The sequence below is a fragment of the Candidatus Nitrosomarinus catalina genome, from assembly GCF_002156965.1.
In the GTDB taxonomy this organism is placed as follows: domain Archaea; phylum Thermoproteota; class Nitrososphaeria; order Nitrososphaerales; family Nitrosopumilaceae; genus Nitrosopumilus; species Nitrosopumilus catalinensis.
This window is the reverse complement of sequence record NZ_CP021324.1, coordinates 301,014-317,400: the sequence shown is the minus strand read 5'-3', so window position 1 is coordinate 317,400 and position 16,387 is coordinate 301,014. Positions and strand designations below refer to the sequence as shown.

The following is a 16,387-nucleotide window of genomic DNA, read 5'->3' as shown; positions in this document are numbered from 1 at the left end:
AAATGAAATGAAATGGAAAAAACTACAACATAATGGAATCTTGTTTCCTCCGGAATACGAGAAACAAGGAATTACAATAAAAATCAAAGGAGAATCTATCAATCTCGATATAAATCAAGAAGAGATGGTGTATCAATGGGCAAAGAAAAAAGATACCCCATATGCACAAGACAAAGTTTTTCAAAAAAACTTCACAGGAGACTTTGCTAAAACATTAGATTCAAAATTTAAAAAAATTTCATATGAGGACATTGATTTTACAAGTGCTTACAAAATTGTAGATAAAGAAAAAGACCTCAAAGAAATGATGACAAAAGAAGACAGAAAAGCATTAGCTGTCAAAAGAAAAGAATTACGTGAAAAATTAAAAATAAAATACGGTATTGCCATCATGGATGGAAAAGAAGTTGAAGTTGGAAACTATATGGCAGAGCCTCCAGGAATATTCATAGGTAGAGGAGAACATCCGCTAAGAGGTAAATGGAAACCAAGAGTTACAGCAAAGGATGTTACATTAAACATGGGAAAAGATGCAAAAAAGCCAGAAGGTAATTGGGGCAAAATTATTCATGATAATGATTCAATGTGGTTAGCAAGTTGGATGGACTTTCTTACACAAAAAAGAAAATACGTATGGTTGGCAGATACTGCAGGACTCAAACAAGATAGAGACAAGGAAAAATATGAAAAAGCAGTCAAACTTGGAAATGAAATTGAAAAGATAAAGGATAGAATCGTTAAGGATATGAAAAGTAAGGATACTAAAATTAATAGAATATCAACTGCATGTTATTTGATTTATAGAACTGCTATGAGGGTAGGAGACGAAAAAGACCCAGATGAGGCAGATACCGTAGGCGCAACAACTCTCCGAAAAGAGCACATCAAAATTACAGCAAACACAATTGAATTTGATTTTCTAGGTAAAGATAGTGTAAGATGGCAAGAAACAGTAGTAGCTGAAGGTCATGACAAGCAATTTCATGAAAATCTTAAAAATATTATAGAAAAGAAAAAACCAAAAGATGAGATTTTTGAAGGAATTACTTCAAGACACGTTAATCAATATTATTCAGGAATTGTGAAAGGATTAACTGCCAAAGTGTTTAGGACATATCTTGCAACTTCAGTTGTAAAAAAATACCTAGTTGAACATGACACTATCAAAACAAAAACAGCAAATGAAAAATTGTACCATGCCAAGTTAGCAAACTTGGAAGCTGCAATAATGTGTAACCACAAAAGAACAATTCCAAAAACATACGAACAAACATTACAAAAGAAAAGAGATTCTATTAAAAAATTAGAAAAAGAAAAAGCATGGATAAAAACTCAAGAAACTCTTAAAAAAGTTGAAGAAAAAGAGCCAAAAACAGAAATCCAAAAGAAAAGTAAAACAAAGAGAATTAAAACATTAAATGAACAAATCAAGAAACAAAAATCTAAACATAAAGAAAGACTACAGAAACTTGAACTTCAATTAGATTTATCAGAGAAAACTAAAGATTATGCAATCGGAACATCCCTTAGAAATTACATAGATCCACGGGTTTTCAAAGCATGGACTGATGAGGTTGGAGCAGAATGGGAGAAATTATACACAGCAGCCTTACAAAAGAAATTCCTCTGGGTAAAAAATGAGGATGTGGAATGGAAAGATCTAAAATAAAATTCAAATGCCACAAAAATCAAAGAATAGGACATAATTTAGCACCGTAGAATCATTTAATTTCCCATATTTTCGACCATATAGTATGCCGGGGTAGCTCAGCCTGGTTAGAGTGCCAGTTCAATTGGTAAACTCTAACGGTTCTCCAACTAAGGCAATACTCATAATCTGGAGGTCGCGAGTTCGAAACTCGCCCCCGGCACACAGATTATTCTTAAAAATCGAAAGATAGGGGTTGCAATGATAAATTTTAAAAAAATCTAAGAATAGTATTCTTTGAATCCCTTATCAGTTGGGACTAATTCAGTTTTCATACCAAATAATCCAGATTTCTGCTGGGCTTTCATCAATCCATTATTTTCCAAATCTTCTAAAATAGAATTAAGTTCCTCAGTAGTCAAACCGGTATTTTTTTGAATATTTTCAAACAATCTAACTCCTCTATGTAACTCACCTAAAACTAGCATGTTTTTGGTTTGAGGTTTTGAAGATTTTGGAGGTTCTTGGTATTCAGCAGGATTTGATTCAAATTGCTCATCAGACTGTTTTTCAAATCTACCAAAATCAGAGCCATATTGTCTTTGTGAAATATTTTGGGAATCAAAATCACCGGTTTTGAATTTTCTTAAAACACGTGGCAAAATTCGTGCTAACGGAATCATTAAAAAGAATATCAAATAAACCCATGAAAAATCTGCTTCCATACCTATCCATTGCAGTAATAAGATAAATTTGTTGATGAGTTTTTTCCCTAATTTAAGAATCAGATAGTGAATGGGTATAATAATAGGAAAAATTCTACCATTTCAGATGTCAAAGTATCAATCATCTCCAGTTAAAGTAAACGTAGGTGCAGCCAAATTAGTTGTGGGTGCTATTATTCTATTAATCATAATTGGAATTGTAGCAGGAGCATCAGTTAAAATTGTAGAATCAGGTAACAGAGGAGTACTTACACAATGGAGTGCAGTAGATTTAACATCACCACCGCTTGAAGAAGGAATTCACTTTGTTGTACCATTTCAAGACGAGGTAGTACAAATTGAAGTTCGTACTCTAAAGTATGATAAAGAGACTAGAAGTGCATCAAAAGACCTTCAGACTGTAGAAACTACAGTTACTGTAAACTATCATGCAGAATATGAGAAAGTAAATTTCCTTTACAAGGAAATAGGATTAGACTATGAAAATAGAGTTATTGGACCAGCAGTTGAAGAAACAGTAAAACAAGTTACAGCAAATTATAATGCCGAAGAATTAATTACAAAAAGACCATTAGTTAAGGGAGATATTGAAAATGCAATTAGAGATAGATTAAACCAATTTTACGTAGCTACAGAAGTAATTTCAATTACAGATTTCGAATTTTCACCATTATTTGCACAAGCAATTGAATCTAAAGTAGAGGCAGAACAAAAAGCCCAAAAAGCAGAAAATGATCTTATAAGAATTGAAGTTGAAGCTAGACAGTTAGAAGCTCAAGCAGTGGGTTTGGCAGCAGCAAATATTGCAGAGGCACAAGGTGAAGCAGAAGCAATTTCAATTATTAATAATGCACTTTCACAAAACCCATATTATTTAGAATGGTTAAAGACACAAGCATGGGATGGTAAACTTCCTCTAGTAGTTGGAGAAGGCGGAACACCATTTATTCAAATTCCAGTACAACCTTAAGTAAATTAAAAGAAATTATTTTTTATCCTTAGAATTTTCTCTTATTGCATCATACATTGCAAGAAATTGTTCAGGTTCATTTCTAGTATAATTTTTTTCAAGTTTTTGAATTTCCTCATGGGTTAAGTGTTCACCCTTATTCTCATGATATTCTTTAATAATTTGAGAAGGGGTTTTCTGAATATTATATTTCTCAAGAGTTTGAGAAATAGAGCGTTTTGCCAAAAAATTTTTTAAAAATAACTGATATACAAGATAAGAAGAGATTGCAACTATACTAACGACTAAAATTGGAATTATTATCACAGCAGCGGCCATACAACAACTAAGGACAATTGTATATTTCATTGTTATTCTTTTTTGTGACTAGATTTTTCATTTTAAGGGAAATTCAAGTTAATGTTAAATGTAGTATTTCCAAATTTTAATCAAATTGGGAGAATTTCAAGAGTTTACTGAGGCATTATTTGGTCAATTATCAGTTGAAATTGATGAAGAAAAAGAGATTATCAAATTAGCAAGTAGAGCAAAAGAAGATCTAAAAGGCAAAGTGGAATTTAACAACTTAGAAAGTATAGCTACAGAAGTTTTTTCGAATTATAAAAATAAAGTTGAAGAATTTCTAGATGTCAAAATCCCTGAAAATATTGAGTTAAAATTTCCAGAATTAACAGATTTGAAAAGATTGAAAGGAGAAAAAGTATTTGCAGATAAAGAATCAAAAGGATTTGTTACAGAATTATTTAATGCAGTTGCAAAAGAGGATAAGACAAGAATCGCAGAATTAATGCAAGAGGATACAGCCAAGTATTTAGTATATTCAACATATGCAATTCAATACATTTCTAAAATTACAACAACTTATGGAGATTATTTAGATTCAATTATTTATTTGAACAAATTCATTCTATCAAGATATCCAGAAATAATTCTTCACAAACAAGGTGAGCCATATGAAACAAAATTTGAGAATGTCAATTCAGGTTATTTGGGTGCTGTAAAAATGACTGTTGTTGAAGAATTGATTCATGCTGCTCAAGAAAACCTACAACAAGTTAACAAAAATGCCGCAATAGAAGTGAATAAAATTAATGAAGAATTAGCAAGAATAATTTTATCATTAGATACTGAAATAATTAACAAGCTTTCAGAATATTGTCAATTACAAGCTGTTCCAGATGATTTTCCATTTGCAAAAAAAGCAAATCTATTCTTCTTTTTGAATCCAGATCATTTCCTAATTGAACAAATAGGTCCTGATGTAATGACATTTACCCACGTAGAAATAGATCCAAAGATAGGAGAAGCAATTCCTCAACTGTTAGATATTTACAAAAAATGGTTAGTTCCAATCCAACAACATCATGCAGCATTTACAGCAATGGAAGGAATGGCAGCTTTTGCAATTGAAAATATTCTAAAAGATGATGAAGATTTTCAAAATTATCTTACAACATTCATGGGTACGGATTTCTCATCATATCAAGTAAGAAAAAGTATGGGAAAAGACTTTACAAAAATAATTTATGAAAAGTTAGGCTCAAAAACATTCAAAAAAATGATTGAAATTCCTCCAAATACAAAAGAATTGAAAGATCCTCAACTATACCTAAAAAAACTGAGTTAGTAATAATTGAGTGAAAAATTTGACCCAATAATTGCAGAATGGATATCATTTGTAAAAAATCCTAATTTCAATTTAATTGAAAAATGCCTTAAATTTTCACAATTAATAGAGTATCCAGAACTACAAGTTGATGAATATATTAAAAAAATTCATAGAATGGGAATGTCATTAAAAGAATCAATTAGTGATGTTAAAAATCCAACATATCTAATTTCAATGTTAAATGAACATCTTTTTGAAAATTTAGGATATAGTGGAGATGATGATGATTACTATAATCCAAAAAATAATTTTCTTAATGAGGTAATAGATAAAAAAACAGGGCTTCCAATAACAATATCAATTCTATACGTTGAAATTGCAAAATTTGTAGGATTAAATCTTAAGATAGTTGGATTTCCAGGTCATGTGTTGGTAAAATATAATGAAGAAATGATATTAGATCCATTTTATGATGGTCGTTTATTAGATATTGATGATTTACAAGAAATTTTAGATGTCAATTTTGGAGGAGAAGTAGAATTCAAACCAGAATTTCTTGATGAAGTTAAAGCAGAACAAATTCTTATCAGGATGGTTCGTAATTTAAAAAATTCATATATTCAATCATTTGTTTATGATAAAGCATTACGTTGTGTTGATATGGTTTTATCAATAGAACCAGAATCTCCAGAAGATATTAGAGATAAAGGAATTTTAGAACAAAGATTACTAAATTCAGAAAATGCTTTAAAATATTTGAACAAATATTTAGAAATAAATCCTAATGCAGAAGACGTAGATTTTATTTTAGAATTAATTAGAAGTATGAAGAAAAATAATTAATCAATAATGGAATCAATATCTTGACCCTTTTTGATCATAGATATCTCATGACGAGCAATTTTATTTCTTAAAGCTCCTTTCAATATATCGACTTCACTTCTAAGTAGTGCAATTTCATCTTCAAGTTTTGCAACTCTTTCATAAATGGTTTCAGCATCTGAACTCATAATGAATTATGAAGAAAAAATTGTATTAAAAAGTTATGGGTGAATGTTTTAGTGACTGAATAATTTTTTAATTATAATTCAAATTCTTGACGGCATTTTTCACATTTTGCTCTTTCTTCACCAGGTGAGCCTAAAAGGAAGATTTTTCCAATTGTTTGACATAAAGGGCACATACCAGTTGTAGCATTTTTTGGTCCTGTACGAATAATTTTTTGACTTTTTCTACGACCCATGAAAAAACTGACTTATCCGGTCTATTAAGTTTTAATGGCGCGGGGAGAGGGATTTGAACCCACGAGTTCTTGCGAACATAGGATTAGCAATCCTACGCCCTACCAGGCTAGGCGACCCCCGCATAATTAGACCTAGATGTATCTGTAAATAAATTCATTCGTTATCAAATTACACAGTAGTAGAATTAATTAGAAGTGATTTCAAATCTTGCAATAATGAGTAAAAAAGCTGCTGTAATGAAAGGAGATGGAATTGGACCAGAAGTGGTTGATTCAATGTTAAGAGTTCTAAAAGAATGCAATTTCCAATCAGAATTAATTTTATGTGAAGCAGGTTCAGAACAGTGGGAAAAAAATGGTAGAAAAGATGCATCATATATCCCAGATTCAACAATGAAAACATTAGAAGAAGCAGACTGTTGTTTTAAAGGACCAACTACAACGATCCCTATTCCAGGTGCACCTAGAAGTGTTGCAGTCACATTAAGACAAAAATTTGATCTTTATGCAAACATCAGACCAACAAAAACTTATGATAGATTAACACCAAATAGAAAACTTGATTGTGTATGTTTTAGAGAAGCAACTGAAGGTCTCTACACAGGTGTAGAAGCAAAAATTACAGATGATGCAGCAATTGCAATAAGAAAAATCACTAGACAAGGAAGCAGAAGATTAATTGAATCTGCAGTGGATTGGGCAAATAAATTTGAAATGAAAAAAATGGTAGCAATTACAAAAAGAAATATCTTAAAACAAACTGACGGAATATTTTGGGATGAAACCCAAAAAGCAGTAGAAGGTACAGGAATTGAATTATCTGAGATATACATAGACAACATGGCACAGCAGATGGTAATTGCAACTGAACAGTTTAACGGTTCAGTATTAGTCAGTACCAATTTATTTATGGATATTATTTCAGAACTTGCATCAGCATTAGTAGGTTCTATTGGATTGATTTATTCAGCCAATATTGGAAATGATTATGCAATGTTTGAAGCTGCACATGGAAGTGCACCACAATTTGCAGGGCAAAATAAAGTAAATCCTACAGCTACAGTATTGTCAGGTGCATGGATGGCAGATTATTTAGGTGAAAGAGAAGTAAGAGATGCAATATTTTCTGCAACTGAACAAGTAATCAATGAAGGTAAAACAGTTACATGGGATATTGGCGGAAATGCAACCACAACTCAAATGACAGATGCGATTATTGCATATGCAAAAAATAATTTAAGAAAATAGATAGTAATCAAAACCACATGGTTACCGACGGGTAACTCCATTACATATTCTAACACCCTAACATATAACGTTTGGAATTATTCGATTGCTATCAAAAGACAATAGAAGTTAATTGAATAAAAATATGATTTGAAAAAGTTGATCAAATGTTTATTTTAAAAATTATTTTTGAATGAAATTTTATCAAATAACCAATATAATACAAAGATCGAAAGAGAGGTTAATTTCTTGCCTCTACAAGAATTAATTCTTCAAAGAAAAGTTTCTTTTGAGCAATAATTTTTGTGGTTAAGCCTAATTTTTTACTATAATCTATTAATTTTGAATAATTAGATAATGAAGAAGTAACAAAAATAAATTTTCCATTTTTTTTAAGATTAGGTATGGCAGAATCAAATATTTTTTTAGGAATTTCAAAACCTTCTGAACCACCATCAGTGGCAATATCTAAAATTTTATCTGTGGCCAAATAAGGTAAATTGCAAACAATAAAATCAAATTTTATTTTTAATGCATCAGAACTATTACAGCAAATCAGATTATCTGTTTTGTAAGAACTTTGATTTTGCAGTACTCTATAATTAATATCAGTTCCAATCACAAATGAAAAATTTTTACAAAGTAATTTTGTTAAATATCCAGAGCCACTTCCAATATCTAAAGCACATCTACCTTTTTCATTTTCAATATTATTAGCAACAAAAAAGGTATCCTCAGATGGAGGATATTCATCATTTTTTAAGAATTTGTTTGGCAAGATTAACTATTTCATCTCCTGAAAGATCATCAATACGTTTCTCTATTGTACTTTGTTTATTGAATTGTTTTAGAATATTTTTTACAGTTTTTCTCCTATAAGAAAATAAATCATTAATTAAAGAAATTAATTTTTTATCTAAAGTAGTTTTTTTCGATATTTTCAGGACTACAGAATCAACCTTAGGTGGTGGAGAAAAATTATTCTTTCCAACTACAGAAATTTTTTTAATATCTAGTGTGTATGTTGCAATAATACTAACAGCCCTACGATTTTTTGATGTCGCAAGTAATTTTTCTGCAAATTCTTTTTGAACCATAATTATCCCATGTGAAAAAGAATTTTGTGCCAACCATTCAATTGCATCTTTACTTTTTGAATAGGGTAAATTAGAGACAAAAATTGAGAAAGTATCTTTTTGCTTAAATCCATCACCAGATTTGAGTGTAAGATTATTAAATTGAGAGAAATTCGATCTTGCTTTTTTAATTAATTTTTCATCAGTATCAACAGATATGACTTTTTGAGCATTTTCACACATCAAAGGAATTAAAATTCCAGGGCCTGTTCCAATTTCAAAAACTACATCATTTTTGGAAATTTCAGCTTCTTTTACAATGAATTCTGCAATAGATTTTGAATTAAGAAAGTGTTGTCCCAATAATTTACGTTTTATCATCTCTTAACAAAGAGATTCATTCTACTTTCACCAGAAATTTCATCCATTATCCGTTCAGAAATATGTTTTATTGGATCTTTAAACCCAACTCTATCCTGTAAATCTAAATAACTTTCAAATTTTTGTTTTTCTCTTTCTTCTAACATTGTTTTCATGTATGTTTTCCCAATTCCTGGAATTAATTCTAGTGCATGAATTCTTGGAGTTAACGGTTGTGCATTATTAAGATATTTTACAAATTTAACTTCATTTTCAGTTACAATTTTTTCTATTACGTTAGATAATTCACTTTGAGCAGAACTTGAAATTTTTTCATAATCCATTTTACCTAACACAGATGAAATTTTTGTTCTGCCATCCTTACCGATGTAAATTTTTTCTCCAACTTCAAAAGTAGAATTTTGAATACCTAATACTTCTAAAAGTGTTAAACGGTCTTCACCAATGGCCGTGATAATTATCCCTTCTCTTCCGTGAACAGTTGTAGATTTACCTCTAGGATTAAAATCTAAAACATATGCGTATTCTTCATACTTTCTAGAAGTGGGTTGTGCCCGATACAAAATTTATTGCTCCGGAAAAATTAAGAATGCTCCTGGATTATTTTGAGCATTTTTTCCAGGGTTTCAGCAAGGATTAGTTTTTTCCAACCGAAAGTAAATGAACGTAATTCGGCCATACTTGTTGGTCGGATATTTACAATTTCAACTGCTTCATCTTCTGTCAATTCACAATCTTTGATAAGCTTCTTTTTCATGTCTTTTGCATCTTTTGAATCAATTGTTACAAATTTTGAAACATAATCATATGTCCAACGTTGTATTTGATCCATTTCTTCAACATCAACCTTACCCAAAATTTCTTTTACTTCAGAAAGTGAAATTGCTTGTTTTTTTTGTACTTCTTCCATAATTATACACCGAATGGTTTTATGTGATCTAACCTAGTGATTAAGGTTTTTGGTTTATCTCCCAATTTCACACTTAATGTTATAGCACGTCTGCCTACATTGGTGATAACACCGACTTTTCCATGATATCTTCTATGTGGCAATCCTTTATGCTGTCTAGGATCAATAATGACAAGTGCTTGTTGGCCTTCTTGGTATTCACGTAACAAAAATGATACTCCTCTAGGAGATTTTTTTGTCATTACAGATCTAGATTTATGTTTAAATCCATGTGAACGACCATGAGACTTCTTAGTTGCCATGAGTGTAAAACCTTGAAAAGCCCTATTTTAACACTTAGGACAATTTTTTAGAAAATTACCCAATCATATCAGTTCTGAGTTGTCCACATGCAGCTGAGATCTCAGTTCCTTTCTCAATTCTAATTGTACAGTTAATTCCTGCTTTGGATAAAATTCGTTCAAACTCATGAACACGATTATTTGATGGGCGTTTAAAATCACCAGCAGTTGGATTAATTGGAATTAAATTCACATGAGAGCCATTTCCTTTTAATAATTTGGCCAGATTATTAGCAATGTCTGGAGAATCATTAATTCCATCCATTAATGCATATTCAAAAGTAACACGTCTACCTGTTCTTTTAAAATAATCATGACCAGATTCAATAATTTCTTCTACAGAATTAGGAGTAGCAGTAGGAACTAATTTTTTTCTTAAATCATTTGTAGGAGCATGTAACGATATTGCCAAACCAATTTGTAAATTTTCATCAGCTAATCTTTCAATTCCAGACTTAATTCCAATTGTTGAAATAGTTATGTGACGTTGACCTAGTCCAAATCCTCTAGGATGAGTTAAAATCTTTACAGCTCGAATCATTTCATCATAATTTGCCATAGGTTCACCCATTCCCATGAAAACTAAATTTGTCACATGTTCTCCTCTTTGCCTTAAAATTTCTTCAAAATGAATTACTTGTGAAATAATTTGTTCTGCTTTTAGATTTGTTTCAAAACCCATTTGCCCTGTTGCACAAAATACACAACCCATGGCACATCCAATTTGAGTTGAAACACAAATAGTTGATCTTGGATGACCTCCAATTTTGGTTGGTTCATATTGCATTAAAACAGTTTCAACTGACTTTTCATTTGTTAAATTGAGTAATAATTTTGTAGTATCACCATCTTCACTTACAACTCTATGAGTTTCCTGTGCAGAACCTATTGTATAACCAGCATCATTTAATTCTTCAATCAATTTTTTTGGTAGTTGTTTGATATCTGAAATTTTTTTTGGAAATTTGTAATACAAAGGAAGTAAAATCTGATCTGCTCTATAACGTGGATAACCCATGTCAATAACTAATTTTTCCATTTCTTCAGGAAGAAATCGATAAAGGTCTACCATGATACAATATCACATTGTCAGATAATATTAGAATTTAATGAATAATAAAAAAATAAAATAAGAAAAAGAGAAGAAAAAATCTTCTAGTGACTAGAAATCATCAGATGTGATATCTGCACCGTGATCTTCAACTATATCTACTTCAGGTTCTACAGTAGCCTCTACTTCAGGTTCTACAGTAGCCTCTACTTCAGGTTCTACAGTAGCCTCTACTTCAGGTTCTACAGTAGCCTCTACTTCAGGTTCTACAGTAGCCTCTACTTCAGGTTCTACAGTAGTTTTTGTTTTAGTTTCTTTAGTTTTTTTCGTAGTTGCTTTCTTGGCAGTCTTTTTTGTTTTTTTCTCTGCTTCCTCAGGATCAATAATTCCTGCTTGACCCAAAGCAAAGATTACTTCTTCTTCTGGATGATGAGGACTATCCACCATTCTAGCAATTCGTTTTTTACCAGATTTCTTAAAGTAGATTCTGTAGGTACTTGTATGTGCAACTACATTTCCACCAATAGGTCTAGTTGGATCTCCAAAGAAAACATCAGGGGATGCCATAACTTGATTTGTGGCAATTGCAGCACAATCATACGTTTCAGCAATTCTAACCAACAAATGAACAAAATGATTTAGTTTTTGTTGTCTAACAGACAATGTTCCCCTTCCAAGATATTCAGAACGGAATAATCCAACTGCAGAATCTGCAACGATTAACTTTACATTGTTTTCTTCAATTATAGCACCAGCTTCTTCAAGAATTAATGTTTGATGAGCACTGTTGTATGCACGTGCGACAATGATATTATCCAAAACTTTTTCAGGATCCATTTCATGTGCTTGAGCAATTTGGACAATTCTTTCAGGTCTGAAAGTATTTTCTGTATCAATATACAAAACACCACCTTCAAGTCCCCCTTCCTCTTTACTTTTTTGAACCATTACAGACATTGTATGAGCAAATTGTGTTTTACCACAACCAAATTCTCCATAAACTTCTGTTAGAGCTCTAGTTTCAATACCACCATCAAATAGAGTATCAAGACAATTAGTACCAGTACTAATTTTACCAATACTTTGTCGAGTTTTATACAATTCACTTGCACTAATGAAATCTTTAGCAAGTAGACCACCTTCAACTAGATGTTTTCTTGCCTTATTGACAATTTTTTCAGCTGTGTCTTTTTCCATTCCAGTGATTTCTGAAATATCAACAGGACCTCTGACGATGAGGTCCATGACGTTGTGGACACCTGCATCGGATAATTTTCTTGTAGTTACAGGACCTACGCCCTCTAAACTATCTAATCTTAAATCTTCAACCATACCGTATAGTACGGTACCTGTACTTTATAAGGGTATTGTTTAAAAATTTGATCGTTAAATCATAAAAATACAGGAGAAAAATACTCTAACGTTTCTTTCTTCTTTGACCAGGTTTATTTTGACCTGGGAATCTACCTAAAGCAAATCGTTTTTTGAAATTACTTTTATTAGCTACACTAGAACTTGTTCCTACAATTTTTCTACCTTCAACTTTAGGGGTTTGTCCTCTTACTTTACCTGCTTTAGTTAATGAACCGTGTGTTGCCATATCTTACAGTTAGAATTAGTGAATTTATGTATTTGGATAATAATTACCAGTATTTTGCCTTGATAGTTTCAATAACTTTTTCATGTTCTGGACTCTTTCTACGGGCATATTTTTCCATAGCACCAAGAGGAACTCCGCCAAGAGATCTTGCAATAGCGTTGAAGAAGTATCTTTGTGGTCCTTTTGCACCAGTTTTAGTCATGAATTTTTGAATAGCATATTTGAAATTATGTTGCCATGTCTTGTAAAGAACTCCCAATTGTGCAGGAGTCATTTCATTTCCAATATTAAAGAAATTAGAAGTTTCAAGTAAGCCAATTGGAACAAAGGTTAGAGCAGTAGCAGTAAACATAGAATCAGGTTGTTCATGTTCTAATTCACTAAGAAGTCTAATAGTATCCCATGAATCCTCAGGAGTTTCATCATTATCAAGACCCATAATAAGAGTAAATGCAGGAATCCAATAATTTTCATTCATTGATTTTACACCTTCTTTTACAACCCAGTGCCATTCAGATGGATCATATGGAGCAAGTTTTCTATCAGCGTATTTACCTATTAATCTAAGACTTCCAGTTTCAAATCCTGCTTGGACTCCAATCATATTATCAGGACCAGCTTTCATGATTCTAGATAAATTAGGAAGAAGTTTTTCATCAGCAATTGCACCTGCCAATGTTCCGTGTGTTGGATTTGTATGTTCTACTCCAGTAGACATAATTGCGGTGAATAATTCTTCTAATGCTTCTCTATTTGGTTCCATTCCCTTTGCAGTTCTTGGATCCATACCATAAACAAAAATATCATCACTGTGAATCCATGCAGATTTTGAACCACCTTTTTTGATGTTAACTTCAATTTCTTTTTTCACTTTTTCTGGAGAATAATATCTCAAAGATCGTAAAGTGACATCACAAAACTTACAGCCTCTTCCACAACCACGCATTACTTCTACCATTCCGTGCATACTAGGTTCGACAATATCTGGAATTTCTTCTAAATCAGGCCTATCCCAGAAATTTACAAATCGTCCATGGATTTTTTTATTATTTCTTTCAAATTCTTTAATGTTAACTTTAAAGTCACTTCTTTTTCTAAATGGATCCATATTTTCAAAGTCACCGTTAATCAAATAATTAAAGAATCTTCCAGCATGTCCATCAATTTCAGGTGCAATACCACCAAGCTCTCCTTCTAAAATTGCATAAATTCCAAACTCTTCAATTTTTTCAGGATCATAATTATATTGCCAAGTACCAGATGCACCAGAAATTACTTTAGCTTTACTTCCAGTTCTTGCTTTAGCAGCTTTAATTCTATGATGTAATTCGGCATTGTAAAACTCATCGTAAGATGTTTGTTTTCTTCCATAAGTAAATGTCATAGTTACAGGGCCCATTCCAAGTGGATCCATTTCATAAGTTCCAATAACTTCAGTTTCAGGGCCAATAAATTTTTCAATGTGATTTGGATGAGCAACAACTACATCACTTCGTGCGAAGCCATCACGTAACAAACCAGCTTCTAATTTTCTCAATCCATATGGAGCATATTTTGCTGCACCATTGATGTCAGGAGACCAATTACAAATGAAATCAAATAGAACTTTAGGAGTTACTTGTTTTCCCAGTATTTTGTACCAGAAGCTCTTAGGATCTCTGTTAGGGTCTAATGCAGGTGCACATCCAAAAAATGTTGCCAAAGACAATCCCCGATACGGAGACATCAAAGTTCTGTCAGCAGTTAAAACGATTTTTGGAGTTCCCATTCCCTTCACGCAAAATATTTTATGATTGATTTTAAACCTTACTCGAAAAAGTCAATAATCTTCAAGAATTCCAGCCTTATTTCTGTGCGTATAACCAAATTCTTTGTTTTGAGACAGATGATTTCCATCAAAGATAGTCCCATCTTTACAGGCAAGATCTTCTCCGACACAACAACTTCCACAAATTCCAACACCACATTTCATCATACGCTCTAAACTGGCCTGAACGAAAATACCTCTAGAATGAGCGGATTGAACAGTTTTGTACATCATTTTTTCTGGGCCACATGTATACACACCATCAAAATTAGATTCAGCAACCAATTTTTCAACAACATCAGTTACAAATCCTTTTTCACCATAACTTCCATCATCAGTACAAACAATCACATTATGAGAATTATTTTTTAAAAGTTCATTTGCCAAATTTTCAAAGAAAACTTCATCTTTTGATTTTGCACCAATTAAAACAGTGACATCATCAGTTGGTTTTACATGAGTTAATAATCGCATCATTGGAACAAGTCCAGTTCCTCCTCCAACTAGCAAAAGTTTTCCTTGTTTAATATCAAAAGCATTTCCGTAAGGTCCACGAACTCCAATTTTTTCTCCGGTTTTAATATTGAATAATCCAGTTGATGCCAAACCGTGTTTTCTTACAGTGAATGCTGCCTTTCCAGATTCATTAGAAATCATTACACTCATGGGTAATTCATTAATTCCAGGAATCCAAACCATTGCAAATTGTCCAGGTAAAACATTAGACATCACATCATCTGAAAAATATAAAGTTCTAACAGTAGGAGTTTCATCAACTACTTTTTCAATTGTAACAATAGTAGTATGATTAGAATTTCTTTGCAAGTCCCACCATCTCCTGTATTGTAGAATAATTTTTCTGTTTCATGTATTGCAATACACCTTTGTTGATATCATCAAAAACATTAATCCAATTATCACCTATTGCACTACCAAGTTGAATAGCAGAAGCACCAGCTAAGAAAAACTCTATTGCATCTTCCCAAGTAGAAATTCCACCACACCCAATAATTGGAATATCGTATTTAGAAGAAATTTCATAAACACATCTTAATGCAATTGGTTTGATTGGCGTACCAGACAAACCACCATATTTGTTACTGAGAATTGGTCTTTGAGTTTCAACATCAATTGCCATTGCTCTAACAGTATTAATTGCAGTTATAGCATCAATTCCTGAATCGATTGCAGTTTTAACAGTATTAAGATAATTAGTAGTGCCCAAACCAACTTTTGCAATTACAGGAGCAGTAGTAGAATTTTTTACAGTAGTTACTATTTTCTTCACTAACTCAGGATCATCTCCAACTTCTAAACCAACTTTTGCAACATGTGGACAAGACAAATTTAGTTCAAATGCAGTAACATTACAATTTTTAAATTCATTGATCATCATTTCAAAATCTTTAGGAATAGAACCAACTAAACTCACTATTATTGGAACGTCCTGATTGGGTTCAATCATTTTAGCAAAATTTGAAGCACCTGGATTTGAAAGACCAACGGCATTCATCCAACCACCGCCATTTACACTAAAAATTGTAGGATTTGGATAACCTTCCCATGGCTCGCTACTAAGGGATTTTGTGACAACTGCTCCAGCACCTGAACGATATAATCGATTAAATACATCCAAAGAAATTCCTAGAATTCCAGATGCAAGCATAGCAGGTTTATCTAATTGCATTTTACCTATAGAAGTTGCAAGACTGGGTTCCATCAGGATAGATAAATCCAGTTTCGAATATAATAGTTGATTTAATGATCTAGTACATTTTTTAAAGGTGATCTAGGTTCAA

At 32.0% G+C, this 16,387-nt stretch carries 20 protein-coding genes and 2 tRNA genes; 6 read left to right on the top strand and 16 right to left on the bottom strand.

What is annotated here, in order from left to right; genetic code table 11:
* Positions 1–7: 7 nt before the first annotated feature.
* Positions 8–1,669 carry a DNA topoisomerase I gene (locus tag NMSP_RS01830; RefSeq protein WP_086907190.1) on the top strand — a complete coding sequence of 554 codons (1,662 nt, stop codon included), beginning with the start codon at positions 8–10 and terminating at the stop codon, positions 1,667–1,669.
* Between the two features lie 87 nt (positions 1,670–1,756).
* Positions 1,757–1,871: transfer RNA gene (locus NMSP_RS01825), tRNA-Met, on the top strand.
* 58 nt (positions 1,872–1,929) lie between these two features.
* Here the strand turns inward: NMSP_RS01825 and NMSP_RS01820 are convergent.
* On the bottom strand, positions 1,930–2,373 hold the full coding sequence (locus NMSP_RS01820) for a hypothetical protein (RefSeq protein WP_086907189.1): 444 nt from the start codon (positions 2,371–2,373) through the stop codon (positions 1,930–1,932).
* A 106-nt stretch (positions 2,374–2,479) separates the two neighbouring features.
* Between NMSP_RS01820 and NMSP_RS01815 the strand changes: the two genes are divergently transcribed.
* Positions 2,480–3,343 carry a prohibitin family protein gene (locus NMSP_RS01815; protein WP_086908326.1) on the top strand — a complete coding sequence of 288 codons (864 nt, stop codon included), beginning with the start codon at positions 2,480–2,482 and terminating at the stop codon, positions 3,341–3,343.
* 15 nt (positions 3,344–3,358) lie between these two features.
* Here the strand turns inward: NMSP_RS01815 and NMSP_RS01810 are convergent, their stop codons facing one another.
* Complete coding sequence (locus tag NMSP_RS01810) at positions 3,359–3,691, bottom strand: hypothetical protein (RefSeq protein ID WP_225971303.1); 333 nt, start codon at positions 3,689–3,691, stop codon at positions 3,359–3,361.
* Positions 3,692–3,776: 85 nt separating this feature from the next.
* Here NMSP_RS01810 and NMSP_RS01805 point away from each other — a divergent pair, with 85 nt between their 5' ends.
* Positions 3,777–4,970: a hypothetical protein gene (locus tag NMSP_RS01805; RefSeq protein WP_086907187.1), complete on the top strand. Its 1,194-nt coding sequence runs from the start codon at positions 3,777–3,779 to the stop codon at positions 4,968–4,970.
* 6 nt (positions 4,971–4,976) lie between these two features.
* Positions 4,977–5,795, top strand: a complete 819-nt coding sequence (locus tag NMSP_RS01800) for a SirB1 family protein (protein WP_086907186.1) — start codon at positions 4,977–4,979, stop codon at positions 5,793–5,795.
* On the opposite strand, the gene NMSP_RS08340 is transcribed toward NMSP_RS01800, so the two are convergent.
* The 3 genes from NMSP_RS08340 to NMSP_RS01795 form a co-directional block, all read right to left on the bottom strand.
* Positions 5,792–5,962, bottom strand: coding sequence for a hypothetical protein (locus tag NMSP_RS08340; RefSeq protein ID WP_192866195.1), 171 nt, complete (start codon positions 5,960–5,962; stop codon positions 5,792–5,794). The genes NMSP_RS01800 and NMSP_RS08340 overlap by 4 nt on opposite strands.
* Positions 5,963–6,033: 71 nt before the next feature.
* On the bottom strand, positions 6,034–6,195 hold the full coding sequence (locus tag NMSP_RS08335; RefSeq protein WP_172790390.1) for a hypothetical protein: 162 nt from the start codon (positions 6,193–6,195) through the stop codon (positions 6,034–6,036).
* 35 nt (positions 6,196–6,230) lie between these two features.
* Positions 6,231–6,317, bottom strand: a tRNA-Ser gene (locus NMSP_RS01795).
* Positions 6,318–6,411: 94 nt separating this feature from the next.
* On the opposite strand from NMSP_RS01795, the gene NMSP_RS01790 reads away from it, so the two are divergent.
* Positions 6,412–7,443: an isocitrate/isopropylmalate dehydrogenase family protein gene (locus tag NMSP_RS01790; RefSeq protein WP_086908325.1), complete on the top strand. Its 1,032-nt coding sequence runs from the start codon at positions 6,412–6,414 to the stop codon at positions 7,441–7,443.
* Positions 7,444–7,663: 220 nt separating this feature from the next.
* Here NMSP_RS01790 and NMSP_RS01785 read toward each other — a convergent pair whose 3' ends face one another.
* The 11 genes from NMSP_RS01785 to NMSP_RS01735 all read right to left on the bottom strand — a co-directional run bounded on the left by NMSP_RS01785 (position 7,664) and on the right by NMSP_RS01735 (position 16,308).
* Positions 7,664–8,200, bottom strand: a complete 537-nt coding sequence (locus NMSP_RS01785) for a HemK2/MTQ2 family protein methyltransferase (protein ID WP_086907185.1) — start codon at positions 8,198–8,200, stop codon at positions 7,664–7,666.
* Positions 8,175–8,879: a ribosomal RNA small subunit methyltransferase A gene (locus NMSP_RS01780; RefSeq protein ID WP_086907184.1), complete on the bottom strand. Its 705-nt coding sequence runs from the start codon at positions 8,877–8,879 to the stop codon at positions 8,175–8,177. The genes NMSP_RS01785 and NMSP_RS01780 overlap by 26 nt, the downstream gene beginning before the upstream one ends.
* Positions 8,876–9,442 carry a DUF655 domain-containing protein gene (locus NMSP_RS01775; protein WP_086907183.1) on the bottom strand — a complete coding sequence of 189 codons (567 nt, stop codon included), beginning with the start codon at positions 9,440–9,442 and terminating at the stop codon, positions 8,876–8,878. The genes NMSP_RS01780 and NMSP_RS01775 overlap by 4 nt, the downstream gene beginning before the upstream one ends.
* Positions 9,443–9,462: 20 nt before the next feature.
* Positions 9,463–9,789 (bottom strand): RNA polymerase Rpb4, encoded by a 327-nt coding sequence (locus NMSP_RS01770; RefSeq protein ID WP_086907182.1) that lies wholly within the window; start codon positions 9,787–9,789, stop codon positions 9,463–9,465.
* 2 nt (positions 9,790–9,791) lie between these two features.
* Positions 9,792–10,091, bottom strand: a complete 300-nt coding sequence (locus tag NMSP_RS01765) for a 50S ribosomal protein L21 (protein WP_086907181.1) — start codon at positions 10,089–10,091, stop codon at positions 9,792–9,794.
* Positions 10,092–10,146: 55 nt separating this feature from the next.
* Positions 10,147–11,202: a dual-specificity RNA methyltransferase RlmN gene (gene rlmN, locus NMSP_RS01760; RefSeq protein WP_086907180.1), complete on the bottom strand. Its 1,056-nt coding sequence runs from the start codon at positions 11,200–11,202 to the stop codon at positions 10,147–10,149.
* Between the two features lie 90 nt (positions 11,203–11,292).
* Positions 11,293–12,513, bottom strand: a complete 1,221-nt coding sequence (gene radA, locus NMSP_RS01755; protein ID WP_086907179.1) for a DNA repair and recombination protein RadA — start codon at positions 12,511–12,513, stop codon at positions 11,293–11,295.
* Between the two features lie 85 nt (positions 12,514–12,598).
* Positions 12,599–12,781 carry a 30S ribosomal protein S30e gene (locus NMSP_RS01750; protein ID WP_086907178.1) on the bottom strand — a complete coding sequence of 61 codons (183 nt, stop codon included), beginning with the start codon at positions 12,779–12,781 and terminating at the stop codon, positions 12,599–12,601.
* Between the two features lie 43 nt (positions 12,782–12,824).
* Positions 12,825–14,549 (bottom strand): B12-binding domain-containing radical SAM protein, encoded by a 1,725-nt coding sequence (locus NMSP_RS01745; protein ID WP_086908324.1) that lies wholly within the window; start codon positions 14,547–14,549, stop codon positions 12,825–12,827.
* Between the two features lie 51 nt (positions 14,550–14,600).
* A complete protein-coding gene (locus NMSP_RS01740) occupies positions 14,601–15,413 on the bottom strand; it encodes a dihydroorotate dehydrogenase electron transfer subunit (protein ID WP_086907177.1) in 813 nt (270 codons plus the stop codon).
* Positions 15,397–16,308, bottom strand: a complete 912-nt coding sequence (locus NMSP_RS01735; RefSeq protein ID WP_086907176.1) for a dihydroorotate dehydrogenase — start codon at positions 16,306–16,308, stop codon at positions 15,397–15,399. The genes NMSP_RS01740 and NMSP_RS01735 overlap by 17 nt, the downstream gene beginning before the upstream one ends.
* Positions 16,309–16,387: the final 79 nt, after the last annotated feature.